The sequence below is a fragment of the Nocardia niwae NBRC 108934 = DSM 45340 genome, assembly GCF_001613465.1.
Lineage (GTDB): Bacteria > Actinomycetota > Actinomycetes > Mycobacteriales > Mycobacteriaceae > Nocardia > Nocardia niwae.
In genome coordinates, this window is sequence record NZ_BDCK01000056.1 from 1 (window position 1) to 21,211 (window position 21,211).

Here is a 21,211-nt window from a genome sequence, read left to right on the forward strand (position 1 = left end):
GAGGAAGCGGGGCTTCTTGTCGTCCGACGACCGGTGACTGGCATGGACGCGGATCAGGTAGGGGCCGACTCCTGCGGTGGCGAGATTTTTTTTGCGCACAGGTTCGTATCCGCTGTCGCACAGGGCGAGGAAGCCGGTTGTGGAGATCACGGTGATCTCTTCGACCTCGTCCCAGCCGCTGTCTGCTCCCGGGTCATCTCCGGCGTAGAGGGTGACGATGGGGTTCTCCAGGGTGCTGCCGGCATCGATGTGCAGCCAGTCTTTCTCGGCGGCCAGGAATCCGCGTCCGCGTGGCGGCTTGCCGGCGTCGGGGTCCATGACGGCCAAATCGCCCCACTCCTTCATCTCGAGCGGCCGGGTGCGGCCGTCGAGGAGCGGCCAGTTGGAACGCTGCATGGAGAACCCCTCGTGCTTGCATGCCTGCCGGTTGAGCTTCTGCAAGGGACTGTAATTTGTTCCGCCTCCGCTGAACCGTTGCGGTGCATGATTTCGGTTGGAGTTCGCTGTCGGGCTGGACCACGGGCGTCGTGACCGTTCGCGCAGTCCGTCCACACCTTCGGTTTCATATCGGCGCAGCCATGTGTAGTACATGGGACGGCTGATCCCGAAGTACCGGCAGGTCATCGCGACGTTGCCGGTGACTTCCTCGACATGACGAAGGACCGCCAGGCGCCGACGCACCTCGCGGTCCATCAGGTGTCGCGTCCGGCCGAATACTGGATCCGGCATGCTTTCCCTGATTGATCCAGGCGAATTGTTTGCTGCAGCATGATGATTGATCATGTGTCCGGCGTTCCGAGGTTGGACCGTGGACGGTCTTGTTCCCGCAGCTGAACGGGTTGCGGATTGATGGAGCCGGTGCGACGGCGCAGGTGATCGCGATTACGGCCGGGGCCGGTCGGTCCGGTCGAGTGTCCGGGATGTTCGGTCCCCTCTCGGCGGATGCACAACCGCTACGAGCGGCGGTTGTCCGACACTGCCGTGGGCGGGCTCGAGGTGGAAATACCTGCACCGGCGACCAGCTCGCATGGACACCGCCCAAACCGCCGACAGTGAGGCGAGCCGCATCATGGCTCATGACCGATCCCGTCGGGCCGTCGACGCCGATAACCACCCCGCCCTGCACTCGTTCGTTCGCGGTCTACGCCGCGACCAGGACGCCGCCACCGCAGGCTTCAGCATGGAATGGAATAGCGGCGCGGTCGAAGGCCACGTCAACCGGATCAAAATGATCAAACGCCAGATGTTCGGGCGCGCCAACCTCGACCTGCTCGGCCCGCCTGCGGGGATCCACCTGATGACCGGCTGCCGTCGGTGGCCTGTGCGTCCGTCGCGGAACTGGTTCGTCTGGGGAAGTGAACTCTCATCCGCCCGGGTGGGAGCACACCTTCTTCGGAGAGGAACTCTGCGATGACGATGCACCTGTTCAACCAGCTGCCCGACCGCGTCGGGGGTGTGCGATGAGCGCCGCGGCTGTCGTGGTCGAGGATCTGCATGTCGCCTACGGCAGAGCCTGGGCTCTCGACGGTGTCGATCTCGAAGTCGCCGCGGGGACGACGCTGGGCGTGCTGGGCCACAATGGTGCGGGCAAGACCACCCTGATTCGCGCCCTCACCACGCTGGTGCGGCCCACTGTCGGCCGCGTGCAGATCGGCGGCCGCGACGTGGTCGCCGACGCCACCGAGGTCCGCCGCCGCATCGGGGTGACCGGTCAATATGCCGGGCTCGACGAATTCCTCACCGCCCGGGAGAATCTCGAGCTGATCGGCCGCCTGGCCGGGCTGCGCCGCACCGCCCGCACACGAGCCGATGCGCTGATCGACCGGCTCGAACTGGGTGAGTACGCGGCCCGGCGGGTAGGGGAATTGTCCGGCGGTTCGCGGCGTCGAGTCGATCTGGCGGCCAGCCTCGTCGGTGATCCGGCGGTGCTGTTCCTGGACGAGCCGACCACCGGTTTGGATCCGCTTGCTCGCGCCGGGTTGTGGGGTGTTGTCGAAGAGCTCACCTTCGCGGGCACCACCGTCGTGCTCACCACCCAGTACCTCGAGGAAGCCGACCGGCTCGCCGACCACATCGTGGTCCTGTCTCGCGGCCGGGTCGCCGCACGTGGCACTCCCGCCGAGCTGAAACGGGTCGTCGGCGGCAAGGTCCTGCACGCCACCGTGCCCGCCCACCAGATCGCGGATCTGCCGTTCACCCCGGACACCGACCGGGCCGACGGCACCGGGGTGCGGGTGTCGATCACCGTCGACGACGTCCGCACCGCGACCGCGCTGGTCGCCGACCTGCACCGCGACGGCATCGACGTCGCCGACCTGGACGTGACCTCCCCGAGCCTCGACGACGTCTTCACCCATCTCGCCCACACCACCGGAGCCCACCGATGACCACCACCACAACCACGATCGGGCGTTCCTCGATCATCGACCAGCTCGCCGCCCTCACCGTCCGGAACCTGCGCACCAGCGCCCGCGTCCCGCAACTGCTGATGTTCTCGCTGACCATGCCGATGGCGATGCTCGTGCTGTTCAGCCAGGTGTTCCGCAGCGTCGCGACCGGGCCCGGTTTCCCGGCCGGGGTCAGCTACATCGACTTCCTCACCCCGGCCATGCTGGCGGTCTCCACGGTGATGGCCGGCACCAACGCCGGGGTCTCCGCCGCGATCGATCACACCAACGGCCTGCACGACCGCTTCGCGGCCCTGCCGATGCGGGCGACGTTGCCCGGGGTGGCTCGCACCATCAACGAGGCCGTGTTCACCCTCGCCCGAGCCGCGCTGCTCGGGATCGCCGCTGTCCTGTTGGGTTTCGACTTCCACGGCAGCGCAATCGACGGCGTCGCCGCGGTGATGGTCCTGGTCGTGCTGGCGGGGGCGATGAGCGCCCTGTTCGGGCTGATCGGCGACCGGCTGCGCCGCCCGGACGTGGTCCAGTTCGCCGGAATGATGGTGATGATGCCGCTGATGTTCATCTCGAGTGCGTTCGCGCCGATCCACACCATGCCTGGCTGGATGCAGGCGATGGCCACGGTGAATCCGGTCGCGCACGCCACTGATGCCCTGCGCGGGCACGTGCTCGGCACCGCCACCGCCGCCGACACTGCCACAGCACTGGTCGCGGCGATCGGGCTGTGGGTCGCGGTCACCGTTGTTCCCATCCTGGCCCGCCGGGTTGGACCGGCGCGCGTCCGCTGAGCGACGACACGCGCGACCGCCCCGTCCTTCTCCTCCGGCAGGAGAATGGACGGGGCGGGTTTGCGGGGGCGCTTTTTCGGACGCCGGGCATCCCGATGGCCTCTATCCCGCGAGGGGATAGAGGCGCTGGGAGTGCTGTTTCAGCGGATGTGCCCGGTGTGGGCGTCGGCGGCGCTCATTCGGTGGCGTCGAGCAGATGCAGTTCCTCCGCGACGATCAGATCGACCTCTTCGCTGGTCAGATCCGACAACAGGTGTGTCGTCAGCATCGCTCTCACCTCCTCACGGCGCTTCGGGGGAGTCCGTCGAATCGGGAAACCCGGAATCGACATCGACACCCATACAGACGTGACACACCGGATCAGGACGCAGGATGCGTCCGAACGCGATCACCGTCGTCGGTACCGGGGACCGCAAGACCAAGGCTCGCCACCACAGCGGTGGGCGAGGATGCTGGAGGGGGAGAGGAAACCCGATCATGAGCGAGACCACGGCCACCACCGTGACCACATCACAACCGCGACACGCTGATCTCGACCAGCTCTGGCGCCGCTTCTCCGACGACCTGCGGGCCTTCATCGCCCGCCGGGTCCCCCGGCCGGAAGACGCCGACGACATCCTGTCGATCGTGTTCCTGCGCATGGCCAAAAGCCTGGACAACGTGCGCGATCACGACCGGCTGCTGGGCTGGATGTATGCCATCACCCGCAACGCGATCACCGACTACTACCGATCCGCGCCCCACCGCCGCGAACTACCCGTCGACGCCGTCCCCGACAACCTCTCCCCGGGCGAGGAGGGACCCGACACCGGCGAGAAGGCGGAGAAGGAACTGGCCTCGTGCCTGGTGCCGATGCTCGCCGGGTTGCCTGCCGAGCAAGCCGCCGCGGTGAGGATGGTCGACTTCGACGCTCGCACGCACGCCGCCGCTGCCGGTGAGGTGGGTATCTCGGTGTCCGGGATGAAATCTCGCGTGCAACGCGGCCGCGCCGCACTCAAGGCCCAACTGCACGCCTGCTGCCAGATCAGCCAGGACCGCACCGGCCACGTGCACGACTACCAACCCCGCGACGGAGCCTGCGGCGGTGCAGCCGGCAGCGACACAGGCTGCGGCTGCGGCGCCACACCACCGTCCGACCAGTAGACCGGCCCACCGGTTCGGGATCCCGCCGCCGATCAGCTGCGGTTTTCACCACGATCAGACACAGGTGCGGTGCGAGCCGTTCGAGGCTCGCACCGCACCGTCCAGGGTCAGGCAGGATTACTGGCAGCCGCACCCGCCGCCGGCTGTGGCCGCCGGAGCGCAGCACGCCGCCTTTTCGCTCTGGTCGCAGCACGTGGTCTGCTGTTGGGTGCTGCAACACGAGGGCGCCGCAGGCTGCGGTGATGCGTCCGTCCGATCTGCCGCAGAGGCCTCGAAATCTTTCGGGTCGGTCATGGTGACTCCTTGATCCGTGGGGATGGGTACCAGGACAGACGAAGGAGAGCAGGAAAGGATGCACCCCCGGGGCCCTCGCGAACCTGTATGCAGGCATCGAAGGTGACCTCGAGATCGAAACGAACTACGGACGCCGCTGTAGCGCGCTCACCGCATCAGGTGGCCGTTGAGAAGTCCGAGGCGTCGGGTGGACGATGGAGACTGCCACGTGTGCGGCGCATTTCGGCCATGGAATCGAGGCGCGATGCCGGAACCGGTGACGGATCGAGGTGTGCTCGCCGCCGATCTGGAGCGAGTGCGGGCCGATTTCCACACTCTGCTGGCGATGGCGGGCGAGGACGACTGGGGCAAGGCCACGGCGGGGACTCGCTGGAGCAACGAACAGTTGCTGTTCCACATGCTGTGACCCTCGCCGATATCTACGCCTACCCCGGCCGCCATTACGACCACCATCGGCGTCAGCTCACGCTCACCGGCATGCGCTGAGCGCGGGCTCAAACCACCGGGCTGCGGCGTTCGAGGAACACGCTGTCGCGCCACTTTCCGTCGATCTGGGCGATGCGCTCCCGCATTCCGACGGTGCGGTAGCCCGCGGAGTGGTGCAGGGCGATCGCGGCACGGTTGTCCGGGAAGATCGAGGTCTGCAGCATCCACAGCCCGGCTTCGTCGGCTGCGATGACCTGCTTGTGTAGCAGCGCTTTGCCGACACCGCGCCCACGCATCCGCTCGGCCACATACACCGAACTCTCGGCCACGCCCTGGTAGCCCTCATCGCAGGAGGCGGGGCTGAGCGCGGCCCAGCCCACGACGTCGCCGTCGATCTCGGCCACCCACCGCTGCTGCGGCAACCATCGCGCCTCGAGGGTGTCGCGGTTGGGGACCTCGGTGGCGGGGGTGGCCGTGCGGGTGGCGATGCCTTCGCCGTAGATGCGGCGCACCGCCTGCCAATCGTCTGCGCCCATCTGCCGGACGGTGACGTCGGCGGGCAGGTCCTCGGGGCAGCAGGGGCGTGGGGTCAACACGCCCATGACCGCGTCGGCGGCATGCGGCAGACCGGTGCAGCAGGTCGGGTTGACCATCACGACGGTGGAGGTGCGGTCCTTGTGGACGCTGACGAACCCGACATCGGCGAGTTTGCGCACGTGATGCGACACCGTGGGCTGCCCGATTCCCAGTGCTTCGGCGAGTTCACCGACGGTGATCCCGGCCGGGCGGGTGGCGACCTGATGCAGTAGCCGCACCCGCGTCGGATCGGCCAGGCAGGCGAACCACTGCGCGTAGGTGGTGGCATCACCCACCGTCAGCGCGTCCACCCGGTCCGCACCGGCGGCGCGCACGACCGGCATATCCAACGAAGTCATAACCACCACTATATCGACCGACATCGATGCTTGCATTCATCGACGTACGTCGATAGAGTCCTCCATCAAGTTGATCGATGACCGTCGATGAAAGGATTTCTCATGGTGAACCAACTGCCCGTCGTGGTGGTCGGAGCCGGACCGGTCGGTCTGGCCGCTGCTGCTGAACTGCGTGAACGTGGACTGAACCCGCTGGTGTTCGAACGCGGCGCCACCGCTGGGGCGGCCGTGGGCGAGTGGAATCATGTGCGGCTGTTCTCCCGCTGGGCCGAACTCGTCGCCCCGGCCGCGCGCCGCCTGCTCGAGCCCAGTGGCTGGGCCGCCCCGGCCGAGAACACCTACCCAACCGGTCGGGAATGGGTGAACGATTACCTGATGCCGCTGGCGAAAGCCCTCGGCGAGGACGTGGTCGTCCTCGACACCGAAGTCGTGGGCGTAGCCCGCCGCGGCCGCGACCGGGTCGTGAACGCCGGGCGTGACAGCGAACCGCTGTCGGTGCACCTGCGCTACGGCGACGGCAGCGAAGACCGGGTGCTGGCGCGTGCGGTGATCGACGCCTCCGGCACCTGGGGCGCACCGAACCCGCTCGGCGGCGAAGGGCTGCCCGCGCTCGGCGAAACCGCTGCCGCGGCGGTGATCGACTACCGGGTGCCCGACCTCGATGACGACACCGTTCGCGCCCACTACGCGGGCAAGCACACCGTGATCGCCGGGAGTGGGCATTCGGCGTTGACCGCGATCATCGCACTGGCCGAGGTGGCGAAGAACGAGCCGGGCACCCGGTTGACCTGGGTGCTGCGCCGCGGGGAGGTCGGGTCGACTTTCGGTGGCGGTGAGGCTGATCAACTGCCCGCCCGCGGCGCGCTCGGGCGGCGCGCCGAACAAGCCCTCGACGCGGGTCTGCTCACCGTGGTGACCGGATTCCGCACCGCCGCAATCGAACCCACCGGCAACGGACGGCACGCGCTGGTGTCGGATGCTGGTCGGCGGATCGAGGATGTGGACCGGGTGGTGGTGTTGACCGGGTTCCGCCCGGAGTTGGCGTGGTTGTCGGAGATCCGTCTCGGCCTCGATCCAGTGCTGCAAGCGCCGGTCGAGCTGGCGCCGTTGATCGACCCGAATGTGCATTCCTGCGGCACCGTCTACCCGCACGGTGTGCGTGAGTTGTCGCACCCGGAACCGGATGTGTTCCTGGCCGGGATGAAAAGCTACGGCCGCGCCCCGACGTTCTTGGCGATGACCGGTTACGAACAGGTCCGCTCGCTGGCCGCCGCCCTGGCCGGAGACAACGAAGCCGCCGAACGCGTCGAACTCGTCCTGCCCGACACCGGCGTCTGCGGCGGCGCGGGCGTCTTCGACGAGGCGACCGCCGAGAAGACCGCCGAGGCACGGGAAGCCGCCGATGCCGCCACCGCCGCGGGCAATGGTGGTGGCTGCTGCGGTGGGGCAGCGACGGCACCGCAGGTGGTGTCGCTGACAGCACCGACCGCGCTGCAGCAGCTGCCGTTGACCGTGCCCGCTCGCTGAGTCGGACTGTAGTGATTGAGGCTGTTTCGGCCCCACCACAGCCGGTGACCACCCCGGCCGGGCTGCGCCGAGTGTTGGTGGTGCTGTGTGTCACCGAGATCACCAGCTGGGGAATCCTGTTCTACGCCTGCCCTGTGCTGCTCGGGCACATCACCACCGACACCGGCTGGTCGGCCACCACGCTGACCGCCGCCTTCTCCGCCGGACAACTCCTGGCCGCCCTCACCGGCATCCCCGTCGGCCGTTGGCTCGACCGCCACGGCCCGCGCGGGATCATGACCACTGGATCGGTCCTGGCGATCCCCGCGGTGATCATGGTCGCGGCGGCGCCGACGCTGGGATGGTTCGTCGCCGGGTGGCTGCTGGCCGGGGTCGCGATGGGCGCGGTGCTGTATCCCCCCGCGTTCGCCGCGTTGACCCGCTGGTACGGCCCCAACCGCATCCGCGCGTTGACGGTCCTGACCCTCGCCGCAGGATTGGCCTCCACCGTGTTCGCACCGTTGACCGCCGGCTTGGTCGCGCACTCCGATTGGCGGACAACGTATCTGGTGCTCGCGGTGATCCTCGCGGTAGTGACCGTGCCGGGGCATTGGTGGGGGCTGCGGTTGCCGTGGCCACCTCGTCCGGCCGCCGAACCCGAACACGCCCACCTCATCCATCCCGGGCCCGTGGCCCGCAGCCGCCCGTTCGGGGTGCTGGCGATCTCGTTGAGCGTCACCGGTTTCGCGTCGTTCGCCGTCGTGGTCACCCTGGTGGGGTTGCTGACCGAACGCGGCCTCGACACCACTCTCGCGGCGGTCGCTCTCGGACTCGGTGGCGCCGGACAGGTTGCCAGCCGACTGGGCTACGCGGCACTGGCCGCCCGCACCAGCGTCCGCACCCGCACCGTCGCGATCCTGCTGGCCATCGCCGCCACCACCGCCCTGCTCGGCTTCTTCACCACCGCGTGGGCGTTGATCGCCGCTGCGATCGCCGCGGGCATGGCCCGGGGCGTGTTCACCCTGCTGCAAGCCACCGCTGTCACCGACCGCTGGGGCAGCGCCCACTACGGCCACCTCACCGGCCTGCTGTCCGCGCCCCTGACCGTCACCATGGCACTGGCCCCCTTCGGCGCCACCGCCCTGGCCGCCGCGGTCGGCGGCTACGCCACCGCCTTCCTCATCCTCGGCGCCCTCGCCGCCGTGGCCGCGCTACTGGCCACCGCGAGCATCCCCGCGAAAGAACCACTCCCATGACCAACACTCTGCAGCCCGCGCCGTCGCCCGGCCGGTCACCGTCTACGCGGACCCTGGTCCGCGGCGGGCGAACCAGCGCCGCGGACGGCACGACGATCACCTACCTCGCCCGCGGCGAGGGCTGGACATCACTCCCGCTGCCGGAGGGTTCTCCACTGCCGAACTCGCCGCGCTACACAGCGACCCGCTGTGGATGTCGGAAATCGCGCACGGCCCCACCCTCGTCCCCACCATGCGGATCATGGCAAGCCTGCCAGCCGCCGTCGACCGGTACGCCGCGCTCACCCTGCCCACCCGGCTGATTGTCGGAACCGCCAGCGCCCCTACATCCTCGACGCGGCCGACCACCTCGCGGCTGCCGTGCCAGGGCTGACCCGCGAAACGCTGCACGGGCAAGGCCACCACGTCGACCACCACCTCCTGGCCGCCTCCCCGGCCGCGTTCACCCGATCCTGACAAACCGCTGAACACATAACTGAAGGAACGACCTTCATGAGCGACGCCATCGTCATCGGCGCCGGCCAATCCGGCCTTGCCGCGACCCACCATCTCCGCCGCCGCGGGCTCACCGTCACCCTGATCGAAGCAGGCCCCGAACCGGTCGGCTCCTGGCCGCGCTACTACGACAGCCTCACCCTGTTCTCACCCGCCGCATACAGTTCGCTGCCCGGCATGCCGTTCCCCGGCGATCCCGACCGCTACCCCCACCGCGACGAAGTCGTCGACTACCTGCGCCGCTACACCGCAACCCTCGACGCCGACATCCGGCTCGGTCACCGCGTGGACACCGTCACCCACGACGGACACACCTTCACCGTCCACACCGACACCGAAGCCGTGTTCACCGCGCCCCGCCTCATGGCCGCCACCGGCGCATTCGCCTCCCCGAACATCCCGTCCCTGCCCGGCCAGGACACCTTCACCGGAAAAATGCTGCACGCCAGCGAATATCGCGCACCACACGAGTACGCCGGACACCATGTGATCGTGGTCGGCGCAGGAAATACCGCCGTTCAGATCGCCGTCGAACTCGCCGCGCACGCCACAGTCACCCTCGCCACCCGACAGCCGGTGAAGTACGCGCCGCAGCGGCCACTCGGCAAAGACCTGCACTTCTGGTTCCGGATCACCGGCTTCGACACCCTCCCACTCGGACGATTCCTCATCCACCCGCCAACCCAACCCGTCCTCGACACCGGCCGCTACCGCACCGCCCTCGCCACCGGAAACCCCGTGAGACGGCCGATGTTCACCCATCTCGACGGGGACAAAGCCATCTGGGCCGACGGCGCACACCAGCCCGCGGACACCGTCATCCTCGCCACCGGCTACCGACCACACCTGCCGTATCTCACAGACCTCGGCGCACTCACCGACCACCACACCCCCCGCCACCGGCACGGACTATCGACAACCCACCCCGGCCTCGGCTACCTCGGCCTCGAATGGCAGCGCACCCCCTCCTCCAACTCCCTGCGCGGAGTCGGCCGCGACGCCCAACACCTCACACGACACCTCGAACGACTCTCCACCAGGCCCGAACGCGGCCAGCCGAGACGATGATGACGGACCCCCACCACGGCTGCTCACCCCTCCACGGTGGTGAGCAGCGAGTGCCATATCGAATCATTCAGCTGAATCTGAATACAGAAACGTATGTATTATCGATGTATGGAAACCGCGCTGCACAGCGACGCGCTGGCCCGGTTCGGGCACGCGTTGTCGGATCCGACCCGCACCCAGATCCTGCTGCATCTGCGCACCGCGCCGGGCTATCCCTCGGATCTGGCCGAGCGGATCGGGGTGTCGCGGCAGATCCTGTCCAACCATCTGGCCTGTCTGCGCGGGTGCGGGCTGGTCGTCGCGGTCCCCGAGGGACGTCGGAGCCGCTACGAGCTGTCCGACGCCCGCATCGCGGCCGCGTTGGAAGACCTGCTGGGGCTCGTACTGGCCGTCGACCCGGCGTGCTGCCCGGCCTCGGATGCGGAAGGGTGCTGCTGAATGGCCTCCCTCGGCATGCCCTCGTTGCCGTCGGCGGTCGGGCTCGGACCGGACCGCAAGGCGGTGCTGGCGCGGCGGATCCGCTGGCTGGTCGCCGCGACGATCTCCTACAACGTCATCGAGGCGATCATCGCCCTCACCGAGGGCACCCGGGTGTCCTCGACCGCGCTGATCGGGTTCGGGCTGGATTCGGTGATCGAGGTGTCCTCCGCGGCGGCGGTGGCGTGGCAGTTCGCCGGCCGGGACCCAGAAGCGCGGGAGAAGGTCGCGCTGCGGATCATCGCGTTCTCCTTCTTCGCCCTGGCCGCCTACGTCACCATCGACTCGATCCGCGCCCTGCTCGGCCTGGGCGAAGCCCAGCATTCCCCGATCGGGATCGGGCTGGCCGCAGCCAGCCTGGTGATCATGCCGGTGCTGTCGGCCTCGCAGCGCCGCGCCGGACGTGAACTCGGCTCCGCCTCCGCGGTCGCCGATTCCAAGCAAACGCTGCTGTGCACCTACCTTTCGGCGGTGCTGCTGGTCGGTTTGCTGCTCAACAGCCTGTTCGGCTGGTCGTGGGCCGACCCGATCGCCGCGCTGGTGATCGCGGTGATCGCGGTGCGCGAAGGCATCAACGCCTGGAAAGGCGACACCTGCTGCCCCGCTCCGATCACCCTCGGCACCACCGGACACAACTGCGACTGCTGCGACTAACTATCCCGAAACCGGAAGGACCTGCCATGTCCCGAATCCCGCAAACAGCTCGCAGTCGCTACCACCAGGAGATGGCGGCCGCGAAGTCTGCGCCCGCTGAGGATCAGCGGTGGTCACATCTCGAGCGGGCGCACATCCTGTCCCAGCCCGACCCATGGCTGCACACCCGCAACCACATCGCGATGTTCGCCCTGGCTGTGCGGCAGCGCGACCGCCGAGAAGCCGTCGGCCAGGTCATTCGAATCATCGTTGCGGCGCCCGGGTCGCTGTCGGGCCGATACCCGGAAGGCAACACCGGCCGCGCTCGTGTCGGCCTGCGCCAACCCATGCCGATCCCACCGGAGCTGGCCGCAGCGCTCGACCCTGCCGCCTGAGCCCATAAGCCGTTGCAACGGCTGTATCCAGCCAATCACCGCTTGGCACTACGCGACGCGGCCGAGGTCGAATTCGACAGATTGACATGGGAATCCCCCCGACCGGCCGCGTCCCTGAACGGCGTCAGCGTCCTGGCGCAGTTCGGCCCTGCGGGCAAGGGGGCGACCAATCAGCTCCCCGCCGGAACCCTGGGCGGCAAGATTTCGACCGACCGGCTCCGCGTCGGCGTCCACCTCCGCCCGGAGCGCTCACATGGGCAGTACACCCATTCCAGCATCCAATCCCGGGCGGGAAGTCGATCAGATGATGAGACCCGGGCTTAACTGTCCGTCGCGTGCAGGGACGCGGCCACGACCGGACACCTCTCGGCCATCTGTTCACCCGCTGTTAGCTTGCCCGGTAGTATCGATATCGATCAATATAGGTGTATGTCGAAATCGCAGCTTCCGATCGTGCCGGTGCAGTCGTGCACCGCCGCGCCGATCGTGCGTGAACCGTTGACCACCCAGGCCGTCGCGGAGCTGGCGGGGGTATTCAAGGCGCTGTCGGATCCGATCCGGTTGCGGCTGCTGAGCGCGATCGCTTCACGCGCCGGGCAGGAAGCGTGTGTGTGCGATTTGTCCGAAGGCATCGATCTGACGCAGCCGACGATCTCGCATCACTTGAAGGTGTTGCGTGAGGCCGGGTTGCTGGCCAGCGAGCGCCGCGCCTCCTGGGTGTATTACCGGGTGATTCCCGAGGCGCTGCAACGGTTGTCGGATGTGCTGCTGGTCGAAAGCGGCGCCGCGGCGGGGGCTGACGCGTGAACTCGGGTACCGCGCCACGGGACGATGTCGTGGTGGCGAAGCTGTCCACGCTGGATCGGTTCCTGCCGGTGTGGATTGGTATCGCCATGGCCGCCGGGCTGCTGCTCGGGCGCGTGATCCCCGGGTTGGGGGACGCGCTGGGAGCGGTCGAGGTCGACGGCATCTCGCTGCCGATCGCTATCGGATTGCTGATCATGATGTACCCGGTGCTGGCGAAGGTCCGCTACGACCGCCTCGACACCGTCACCAGCGACCGCAAACTGTTGGTCGGGTCGCTGGTGCTGAACTGGCTGCTGGGTCCGGCGTTGATGTTCGCGCTGGCGTGGTTGCTGCTGGCGGATCTGCCCGAGTACCGGACCGGCTTGATCATCGTCGGGTTGGCCCGTTGCATCGCGATGGTGATCATTTGGAACGACCTGGCCTGCGGAGACCGCGAAGCCGCCGCCGTACTGGTGGCATTGAACTCGGTGTTCCAGGTGGTCATGTTCGCCGTGCTGGGCTGGTTCTACCTCTCGGTGCTGCCCGGCTGGCTCGGTCTCGAGCAAACCACGATCGATACCTCGCCGTGGCAGATCGCGAAATCGGTGCTGATTTTCCTGGGTATCCCGCTGTTGGCGGGCTATCTGACCCGCCGCTTCGGCGAACGCGCCAGGGGCCGCGACTGGTATGAATCCGCGCTGCTGCCGCGGATCGGACCGTGGGCACTGTACGGTTTGCTGTTCACCATCGTGATCCTGTTCGCCCTGCAAGGTAAGCAGATCACCTCCCAGCCCTTGGATGTCGTGCGGATCGCGGTTCCGCTGCTGGCCTACTTCGCGATCATGTGGGGCGGGGGCTACCTGCTCGGCGCGGTCATGGGTCTGGGCTACGAGCGCACCACCACCCTGGCGTTCACCGCCGCGGGCAACAACTTCGAACTCGCCATCGCCGTCGCCATCGCCACCTACGGCGCGACCTCCGGTCAAGCACTGGCCGGAGTCGTCGGACCCCTGATCGAGGTCCCGGTCCTCGTCGGCTTGGTGTATGTGTCCCTAGCACTGCGCACACGCTTCCGCGCCACCACCACTGGCGCGCCCGCCGGTACTGCCTCGGCCGAGGAAAGGGTGCTCGAGCGATGACCACGACACCAGCGGTGCTGTTCGTCTGCGTCCGCAACAGCGGCAAATCGCAGATGGCCGCCGGGCTGATGCGTCGCGCCGCGGCCGGGCGCGTCGAGGCGTACTCCGCGGGAACCGACCCGGTACAGGGCCTGAACGCGCTGTCGGTGCAGTCGCTGCGGGAAGTCGGTGTCGATATCGGCGACGAAGTACCCAACCCATCGATCCGCGTCTGCTGCGCAGCGTCGATCTGGCCGAAGTCTGCATCGACATCACGACCGAATTCCCGAACCGTGAACCGAGGAAATCCTGCAGGCCGCCGACGTGATCATCACCATGGGCTGCGGCGACGCCTGCCCCCTCTACCCGGGCCGCCGCTACGAGGAATGGACCTCGACGACCCCGCCGCCATCCGACCCATCCGCGAAGAAATCGAAACCCGCGTCCGCCACCTGCTTGCCGAACTGGACATCCCCACCAACTGAAAGGCCAACTCGCTCATGGCATCGAAGCCCAGCGTCCTGTTCGTCTGCGTCCACAACGCCGGACGCTCCCAGATGGCCGCCGGATTCCTCACCCACCTCGCCGGAGACGCTATCGAAGTCCGCTCCGCAGGCAGCGCGCCCGCCGAGGCGATCAACCCAGCCGCGGTCGAAGCCATGCGCGAGGTCGGCATCGACATCTCGGACCAGTCACCCAAAATCCTCACCTTCGACGCCGTCGAAGCCTCCGACGTCGTCATCACCATGGGCTGCGGCGACACCTGTCCAGTCTTCCCCGGAGTCAGTTACCGCGACTGGGTGCTCGAGGATCCGGCGGGCAAGGGGGTCGAGGCGGTGCGCCCGATCCGCGACGAGATCAAAGCCCGTGTCGAGGAACTCGTCGCCGAACTGCTGCCCGCTCGCGCTTGAACTGAGGACATCGACACAGTCAGTGCATCTGGCGTCTACGAGAGCGCGCCCGAGGCAACGGCTGCGGAGCCGTCGTTCCGGTAACCTGGGTGCGGGAGAATCGGCGGACAGGTCGTCAGGAGACTGTCATGTCCGTGCCCAGCTCATCGCTTCCCTCGTGCGCGCCGCCGAGCTGGGGGTGTTTCTTTCCGACCAAGCGAGTTTCGAGTACGACCGGGGGGTCGTGGGCTGCGGTTCACCGAATCGCATGATTCGGCGCGGAATTCGACACGCTTTCGGGCGTAGCAGGCATCACCTTCAGCGGAGTTCCGCGAGTTCGTATTCTCGCCACTGGTCGGTGCTGATATCTGCGCTCGTTCAGGTTATCCGGGACCGCATCGCAGTCGTGGTGACGGAGTTAGGCCGCGGCGTCGGCCTTCTTCCGTAAACGCACCGCAGGACAGAGCCTTTCGCGCTCGGTCGGCTGGCATCGGATTTCGGCTCACGACCGTGCGCTGCTGCGGGTGGTCCGCACATCCTTCTTGCGGACATGCGCCGAACCTTCCGTGGCGATCGCGCGCGTTCTGCCATCTCGAGCCCAGCACTGGGGTTGAAGACGCGGTGTCCCAGCATGCCTACTGAATCCAGCAATCGGAGGGTTGACAGAGCAGGCGATGAGCCTGGCATCACCGAATTGGTTTTCCCCGATAGCCCGCCCGCGCTGACCGATGACGCGGCCAGGGCACTGCTTGCGCTTCTGCTTCGACATTCCCGCGAACACTCCCGCGAGAGGGACGACGATGCCGACCGAACCCAACGAACGGGCCGTGCCTGGACGAACTGCTGGGACTGGTCCCCGAAACCGTCGAAAACGCCGGTGATCAACGGTTCCCGTTCTACGGGCGCTGCTCGACCGAGGACAATCAGGATCCGGAGACCTCGTATGCATGGGGCGGAGGTATGGGTCCCGGAACTCGGCGGGCGTTTCGACCCACGCAACGTTACGCACTCGATGATGATCAGCATGCTCGGCGGGCTGAGTGAGTCCGAGCGCCAGCATGTTCAGCAGCGCACCCGCAGCTTGCGAGCCGTGCTCGGGCTGGTAAAGCAGGTGATCCGGATGCTGGCCCGATCCAGCGATTTCTGGCTGGATGACTGCTGGATCGTGGACTCCACCCCGAGTGCCGTGCGGCATGTCGCGGCCCACGGTCGCGCGTTCGGAGCTGGCCGGGTGGGCCGGGTACGGCTACTGCGCCTCGCATACGCGGTTCTACTGGGGGCTGAAGTTGTATCTGATGTGCAGGCCGGTCGGGATGCCGATCCTGCGGGCGCTGGCAGACCCGAACTTCGAGACACTGCTGGACGAGTACGGGATCACCATGCTGCGCCCGGCGCGCCAGTCATCCGGTCGCTGATCGCCTACGACCCCTGACTGACACCCGGATCAGGTGAGACATGCTAGAACCACGTGCATGGTGTACAGGTTCACGGCGCTGGTCGCGTGCGGACTCGATGATCCAGATGTAGACGACTGCATGATGGCGGGCGTGGCGGAGTCCGATGACGAAGATGGGTTCTCTTTGTTGTTCATGTGTGACTTCGACGAGCCCGACGAGCAGCAGGTGTCGCTGGGCATGGACACACACTGCCTTGTCACGCCCGACCAGGGCACTGCCTACGGCTGCGTACGCGCCGTGGAGTTGACCGACGACGTGTTGCGGGTGACTTTGGATCCCGAGTCGCTGGACGATCTCGGCCTGACCGATCCCGTTGTCGAGGCGTTACTGCGGGCACCGGCAGCGGACGTGGCACGCTTGCGGGCAGTACTGCCGCGCATCCTGATCTACGGACACCCTGATACCCGTCCGCGCCTGATCATGCCGTAGCGACTCACCAGCGGAGACAGCCGCCATCTGCCCCAACCGCACCGCCTCCCACGCGGCCACCCATCTCCTACGATCACCGACCGAGCTTCGGACTTACTCGTCTAGTTCCCGTGCGGTCGCGGCCACCTCGCTGCCGATGAAGCCGCCGCCGACGACCAGCAGCCTTGCCTCGGTGCCGAGTTCGGAGCGCAAAGCGAGCGCATCGTCCCGGCCGCGCAAAGTGTGCACGCCGCGTGGAGAGCGGTCTGGCGGCATGAGCTCGGGCGAGCGGCGGTGAGGTCATGCCTGTTGCTCATCGGGTTGGGTGCGGATGGCGAGAAGGTAGACGATTCCGAGTTCGTCGCCCGCCGCGAGGACCGGTTGCGTGGGTGACACGGCCAGGACCGTCCCGCGCCCTCGCAAGGGGAACGTTCGCTCGGGCCTGAGCGTACGAAGGTTCCACAGTCGCAGGGTCTGGTCCAGCGACACCGTTGCCAACCACGGTGTGCCGGGAACGACCGCGCTGCCGGTTACGTGGAAGCCGTGGCCGCGCAGGGTGGCCCGGGGGCGGAACGTCGGCAGGTCGAAGACGAGCACATCCCCGCCGCGGGTGACGACAAACGAGTCCGCACTGAACAGCGGCGCACGCAGGTCCCCTTCCGGAATATAGAGGGCGCTCTTGCCCTCGGCGAGATCCCAGCATCGCAGTTCCCGGTGCATTTCTCCGCCACTGCTGAGCCGACCGTCGGACACTGCGGCCAGATAGCGCATGTCCGCTGACGAGGCGAGCGACGCTACGCCGGTCTGGAATGCCGGCCCCCAGCGTGTGAACCTGCGCTGGCGCGGGATCTCCTGCCGCGAGCTGCTGGATGCGCGTCCCAGCTCGTGCACTATGACGCGGCCCGCGTCGTCGCCGGTGGCGACGAGCCCGGCGGACTCGCTGATCACGCAACCGCCGCGGCCCTTGGTTCGCTCGACCTTCCAGCCGTCGTCGAGACGCACCAACCGGGCCTCGTTCGCGCGTGCGTAGTCGCCCACGGCGGGCACGAAAATCAGACGGCGGCGGCGATCTACCTTCCATCTCGGCGGGAAATAGCGGTCGAGTCGGACGGCGGTCACGCCGGAGTGCACGTCGATGTCGAGTACCTGCGGTCCTCGCGCGTACCCGCCGTCGGTGGAGACGACGATCTGGAAGTCGTCGACGAAGGCGCATGCGGTGATCCCGTTGTGCCCGGCAAGCAGCTGCGCGCGGTGCGCGCCGGTCCGCGCATCCCACAGCTGCACCGAACCGGTCGGGTCGCTGTGTTCGTCGCTGTCGCCGCCACTGACGAACAGCGACCCGTCCGGGGAGAACACGCCGACGCTCACCTGTAGTTCATGGCGGGGAGCGTGCGAAGCAGAGCCGGTCTCGGTCGGCGGCAGCGGCCACGTCCGCACGGTGCAGTCCCGCGAACCGGTAATGAACACCGGTCGGGTCGGGGAGGCATCGCAGGCCTCCACCCAACTTCCGTGCCCCGCGAGCGTCACCCTGATCGCCCCGGTCGCTGCGTTCAGGACATACAAGGACTGGTCGCGTGAGCCCACCGCCACCCACCGACCGTCCGCTGACATTGCCACACTGGTGGGCGAGGGCACGGGGGTGGTCCATTCGACCTGGCTGAGCTCGCCGCGCGCGAGATTGACCGTGCCCGAGAGATTTCCGTGCATTTCGGTCCAGACAGTCGTTCCACGCGCAGGGCAGGCGATCGCGGTGATCTCACCAGCGCACGGACGCCGGGCAAGTTCCGCACCCGTCTCCCGGTCCCACACCGCCAGGCTGTTGAGATCTGACCGGTACCCGCTGTCTCCTGATACCACTGTGGCGCTGTCCGCGGCGAAGCGGACGCACGAGACCTCGTTCTCGTGGCCGACCACCGCGTGGTGCGTCGACCAGTCTCCGGTGTCCCAGATGACGACCTGGCGGCGATACCGGTCGCGCGCAGTCTCGCCGCTGTAGTCGAAACTGCCGCCACCCGTGACGATTCGGCGGCCGTCGGCCGACCAGTCACAGCTGCGCGCACTGAGGCCGGCACGGCCTCGCAGGACGGCGACGCGTTGGCCTGTCAGCGCGTCCAAGACCATCGGCGAGCCGCCGCCGACGACCACGAGGTGGCGGCTGTCGGGTGCCCAGGCGCACTCGGCGTTCCCTGATTTCTCCCCGTTGATGATCCGCCGCAGGGCGCCGGTCTCGGCGTCGCGGACGTGGAGGGACCCCCTGTAGTCCACCGATGCGATCCAGCGGCCGTCCGGGGAGTGGCGGCAGGCGGTGATCCAGTTCGATGACCCGCCTCCGCCCTCGCCGGGCTTGCGATGGCCGTCGTAGGTCAGCCCGAACTGCGGCGATGCGGTGTCCTTGTTCAGGTGTTGCAGCCAGAGACGGCGCTCCTGCCGCGCCGCCCAACGGCGCCCGGCCGCCGCGGCGACCGCGCTGGAATCGGGCTCGTTGGCGGCAACCTGAAAAGTGCCCGCGGGATCGTGGATGAGATCGGGAAGGGAGCGTGACACGAAGCGGGCGAACTCCATGGTGTGCCCGTCGGGTCTGAAAGCGACTTCCGCTGCGGCGTATTCGGCCAGCAGCTGCGGCGCCAACCGGGCCCCGATCTTGACCTCGATATAGTCGAGGTCGCATAGCGTCGCGAGGCTGCGCTGCCGGTCGCCGGACTGTAGGCGTTGCGCCATCAGTTCCTGAGCCTTGCGGAGGTTGGGTGCGGTCCGCGCCTGATCGAGGAAGCTGGGCTGGGCCTGGAAGTAGTCCCCGATGCGGGTGCGCACGGACCGCTCGCGCTCCGGGGTCGCCAGCACCCGCCGGTGCACCGCGGCAGCCAGGCTCTCGTGCAGAAAGCTCAGCAGACCCGAACGGTTGGCCAGTAGCGGCTCGGCTGCGAGATGGAAGGGGACCCAGTGCGCGGCCGGCAGCGGCTGCGCGCCCTCGCCGAGCAGGTCGAGCAACTCGGCAGGCGACATCCCTGCCGCGGCGCAGGCCAGCACAGCCAGGGCGGAGTCGACGACAGCGGCGCCGAAGTCATCGGCCCACCGCTGGATGATCAGGTCGAACAGCGCGGCCGCATCCTGGACACTCAGATAGCGCTCGATCATCTCGTCGAGCCGGTCGTGGTCGCCGAACTGCCGTAGCTCGTCGAGCATGCTGCAGGTGAACAGCGGGACTGCGGACTGTTCCGCGGCGACGATGCGTTCCAGCCGGGCATGGTCCAGTTCGCGGCGGTGCGCGGCGAGCAATCGCACGACCAGCGCCCGGCGTTCGGCGGTGTCCAAGGGCTGGACGGTCAGCCGCGGCCAGGAGGGATCGAGCGCGTCGAGGATGGGCCCCGGCGTCGTGGAGACGACCAGGCGCACCCGCGGATCGGTGCGGGCGGGGATCCAGGTGAGGTCTTCGCCGCCCTCCAACTGGTTGACCGCGTCGATCACCACAGCGAGCGAGCCGCCTGCCACGGCCTGCTCCAGGAATCGCGGGAAGGCTGCCTGTAGCTGCGGCAGACCGAACGGGACCTCCTCGGCGATGCTGTGCCGGCGGCGCAGTTCCACCATGAGCTCGCGCAGCAATTGGGCGGGTGTCGTGATGGCCGAGGTCACCCCGACGAAGTAGCCGAGCGCGGGCCGCTCGGGGTTCCGTCGCTGTCGGTGCGAGATCCAGTTGGCCAGCAACGCCGTTTTACCGAGCCCGGAATCCCCGCATACCACCAGCGGTGGCCCGCTGCCGTTGAAATGCGCGTCCAGGCGCGCGAAGTCGCGGTCGCGGGCGATGTAGACCTCGGTCAGCCGCCGACGTTGATCCCAGCCGGCGTCGTCGAAGCGATCCTTCGACGCCTCGGCGGCGGGAAACAGTGAGTCGATGAGGCGGGTGAAGTCCTCGAGAACCCAGGAGCCGAGTTCGGCCGGGTCGCGGTATCCCTCCCGCAACCGACACCGGCCGCTGGCTGCCGCTTCCCGAATCCGCTCCTCGAGCTGCTCGAGCCGGCCTTGCCTGTCTACGGACTCGACCGCGCTCAACGGACTGTCCGGCGCCGCGGAGTGTGGTGCCCGGAAGTAGAAGTGCCGACCTCCGACACCCGGCCCACCGGCCTGCAGGCCCTGCAGAATTTCCAACTCGGTGACCGATCGATCGCTTCGATCGAGGACCCACGGTCGCTCGGCCGCCAGCGGCCCCACATCCTGCGGGATCCAGCCGTAGCGATCGCCCAGCAGTCCGATGAAGTACGGCGCGCACCGCTCGACCTCGGCAAGACAGATCGGCAATACCCGGCCTTCCGCGGTCGCCTCGTCGGTGATGCCCCACCGCAGGTCCACCTCCGACCAGGACACCCCACGCGCGGCGGCGAGTTTGCGCAACTGCGGAAAGACGACCTTCACCAAGTGGTCGCGCTCGCCCTGCATGTCTCGGAACGTCGAGGACACGAAAACGCGCAGCTCGCGCTCTGCCACGCCGCCTCCCCTTCGAACTGATCAGCCGGGCTCGCCCTGCTATGACGCCTCGGGCACCCTTCGCTACCTGCGCACCGCGCCCTACATCGCCTGATACGACCCCTGCTTCATTCTGACTCAGAGATCAGTGCAGTGCAGCGGGAAGCGAAGATCGAAAGCCATCACACGGATCGGAGTGTCCGATCGTCGGTGGATCTGATACCGGTCCGACCGGCCGAGCCCGAGGGTTCGGTTCCGATGTCTTGAATGCCG

Annotated in this window: 21 protein-coding genes and 1 pseudogene; 18 read left to right on the plus strand and 4 right to left on the minus strand. The window is 67.8% G+C overall.

Annotation, left to right across the window (positions count from 1 at the left end; all coding sequences use genetic code 11):
* Positions 1 to 783: helix-turn-helix domain-containing protein (locus NNI01S_RS35810; RefSeq protein ID WP_218019286.1), on the minus strand; the 783-nt coding region annotated here is incomplete at its 3' end.
* Between the two features lie 244 nt (positions 784 to 1,027).
* Between NNI01S_RS35810 and NNI01S_RS36250 the strand changes: the two genes are divergently transcribed.
* The 5 genes from NNI01S_RS36250 to NNI01S_RS35035 all read left to right on the plus strand — a co-directional run bounded on the left by NNI01S_RS36250 (position 1,028) and on the right by NNI01S_RS35035 (position 5,036).
* Positions 1,028 to 1,414, plus strand: a complete 387-nt coding sequence (locus tag NNI01S_RS36250) for a transposase (RefSeq protein ID WP_084489444.1) — start codon at positions 1,028 to 1,030, stop codon at positions 1,412 to 1,414.
* A 46-nt stretch (positions 1,415 to 1,460) separates the two neighbouring features.
* Entirely contained in the window at positions 1,461 to 2,387 is a 927-nt protein-coding gene (locus NNI01S_RS31350; RefSeq protein WP_063024896.1) for an ATP-binding cassette domain-containing protein, read from the plus strand.
* Positions 2,384 to 3,193: an ABC transporter permease gene (locus NNI01S_RS31355; RefSeq protein ID WP_063024899.1), complete on the plus strand. Its 810-nt coding sequence runs from the start codon at positions 2,384 to 2,386 to the stop codon at positions 3,191 to 3,193. Before NNI01S_RS31350 ends, NNI01S_RS31355 begins: the two co-directional genes overlap by 4 nt.
* A 477-nt stretch (positions 3,194 to 3,670) precedes the next feature.
* A complete protein-coding gene (locus tag NNI01S_RS31360) occupies positions 3,671 to 4,336 on the plus strand; it encodes a sigma-70 family RNA polymerase sigma factor (protein WP_084489445.1) in 666 nt (221 codons plus the stop codon).
* A 538-nt stretch (positions 4,337 to 4,874) separates the two neighbouring features.
* On the plus strand, positions 4,875 to 5,036 hold the full coding sequence (locus NNI01S_RS35035; RefSeq protein ID WP_157115120.1) for a hypothetical protein: 162 nt from the start codon (positions 4,875 to 4,877) through the stop codon (positions 5,034 to 5,036).
* A gap of 88 nt (positions 5,037 to 5,124) precedes the next feature.
* On the opposite strand, the gene NNI01S_RS31365 is transcribed toward NNI01S_RS35035, so the two are convergent.
* Entirely contained in the window at positions 5,125 to 5,991 is an 867-nt protein-coding gene (locus NNI01S_RS31365) for a metalloregulator ArsR/SmtB family transcription factor (protein ID WP_063024901.1), read from the minus strand.
* 105 nt (positions 5,992 to 6,096) lie between these two features.
* Here NNI01S_RS31365 and NNI01S_RS31370 point away from each other — a divergent pair, with 105 nt between their 5' ends.
* The 13 genes and pseudogenes from NNI01S_RS31370 to NNI01S_RS31430 all read left to right on the plus strand — a co-directional run bounded on the left by NNI01S_RS31370 (position 6,097) and on the right by NNI01S_RS31430 (position 16,501).
* Entirely contained in the window at positions 6,097 to 7,518 is a 1,422-nt protein-coding gene (locus tag NNI01S_RS31370; protein WP_157115126.1) for an FAD-dependent oxidoreductase, read from the plus strand.
* Between the two features lie 14 nt (positions 7,519 to 7,532).
* Positions 7,533 to 8,753, plus strand: a complete 1,221-nt coding sequence (locus NNI01S_RS31375; protein ID WP_218019287.1) for an MFS transporter — start codon at positions 7,533 to 7,535, stop codon at positions 8,751 to 8,753.
* A gap of 241 nt (positions 8,754 to 8,994) precedes the next feature.
* The gene (locus NNI01S_RS36435) at positions 8,995 to 9,126 is read left to right on the plus strand and encodes a hypothetical protein (protein WP_281180709.1); all 132 of its coding nucleotides are present in this window, start codon (positions 8,995 to 8,997) and stop codon (positions 9,124 to 9,126) included.
* Between the two features lie 119 nt (positions 9,127 to 9,245).
* A complete protein-coding gene (locus NNI01S_RS31385; protein WP_063024909.1) occupies positions 9,246 to 10,316 on the plus strand; it encodes a flavin-containing monooxygenase in 1,071 nt (356 codons plus the stop codon).
* 108 nt (positions 10,317 to 10,424) lie between these two features.
* Positions 10,425 to 10,754, plus strand: coding sequence for an ArsR/SmtB family transcription factor (locus NNI01S_RS31390; RefSeq protein WP_063024911.1), 330 nt, complete (start codon positions 10,425 to 10,427; stop codon positions 10,752 to 10,754).
* The gene (locus NNI01S_RS31395; RefSeq protein WP_063024913.1) at positions 10,755 to 11,447 is read left to right on the plus strand and encodes a cation efflux transmembrane domain-containing protein; all 693 of its coding nucleotides are present in this window, start codon (positions 10,755 to 10,757) and stop codon (positions 11,445 to 11,447) included.
* A gap of 26 nt (positions 11,448 to 11,473) precedes the next feature.
* Complete coding sequence (locus tag NNI01S_RS31400; RefSeq protein WP_063024915.1) at positions 11,474 to 11,821, plus strand: DUF3703 domain-containing protein; 348 nt, start codon at positions 11,474 to 11,476, stop codon at positions 11,819 to 11,821.
* A gap of 429 nt (positions 11,822 to 12,250) precedes the next feature.
* Positions 12,251 to 12,628 (plus strand): ArsR/SmtB family transcription factor, encoded by a 378-nt coding sequence (locus NNI01S_RS31405; protein WP_063024917.1) that lies wholly within the window; start codon positions 12,251 to 12,253, stop codon positions 12,626 to 12,628.
* A complete protein-coding gene (gene arsB, locus NNI01S_RS31410; RefSeq protein ID WP_063024919.1) occupies positions 12,625 to 13,746 on the plus strand; it encodes an ACR3 family arsenite efflux transporter in 1,122 nt (373 codons plus the stop codon). Before NNI01S_RS31405 ends, arsB begins: the two co-directional genes overlap by 4 nt.
* Positions 13,743 to 14,210 carry an arsenate reductase/protein-tyrosine-phosphatase family protein gene (locus NNI01S_RS31415; protein ID WP_063024921.1) on the plus strand — a complete coding sequence of 156 codons (468 nt, stop codon included), beginning with the start codon at positions 13,743 to 13,745 and terminating at the stop codon, positions 14,208 to 14,210. The genes arsB and NNI01S_RS31415 overlap by 4 nt, the downstream gene beginning before the upstream one ends.
* A gap of 15 nt (positions 14,211 to 14,225) precedes the next feature.
* On the plus strand, positions 14,226 to 14,636 hold the full coding sequence (locus NNI01S_RS31420) for an arsenate reductase ArsC (protein WP_063024923.1): 411 nt from the start codon (positions 14,226 to 14,228) through the stop codon (positions 14,634 to 14,636).
* A 1,054-nt stretch (positions 14,637 to 15,690) separates the two neighbouring features.
* A pseudogene (locus NNI01S_RS36715) lies at positions 15,691 to 15,958 on the plus strand (IS982 family transposase); the annotation flags it as partial.
* A 129-nt stretch (positions 15,959 to 16,087) separates the two neighbouring features.
* A complete protein-coding gene (locus tag NNI01S_RS31430) occupies positions 16,088 to 16,501 on the plus strand; it encodes an Imm10 family immunity protein (protein WP_063024925.1) in 414 nt (137 codons plus the stop codon).
* Between the two features lie 93 nt (positions 16,502 to 16,594).
* Here NNI01S_RS31430 and NNI01S_RS35040 read toward each other — a convergent pair whose 3' ends face one another.
* Together NNI01S_RS35040 and NNI01S_RS31435 are read right to left on the minus strand one after the other, a co-directional pair.
* Entirely contained in the window at positions 16,595 to 16,729 is a 135-nt protein-coding gene (locus NNI01S_RS35040; RefSeq protein ID WP_369689717.1) for an FAD-dependent oxidoreductase, read from the minus strand.
* Between the two features lie 51 nt (positions 16,730 to 16,780).
* A complete protein-coding gene (locus NNI01S_RS31435) occupies positions 16,781 to 20,959 on the minus strand; it encodes a DUF4062 domain-containing protein (protein WP_063024927.1) in 4,179 nt (1,392 codons plus the stop codon).
* Positions 20,960 to 21,211 lie beyond the last annotated feature (252 nt).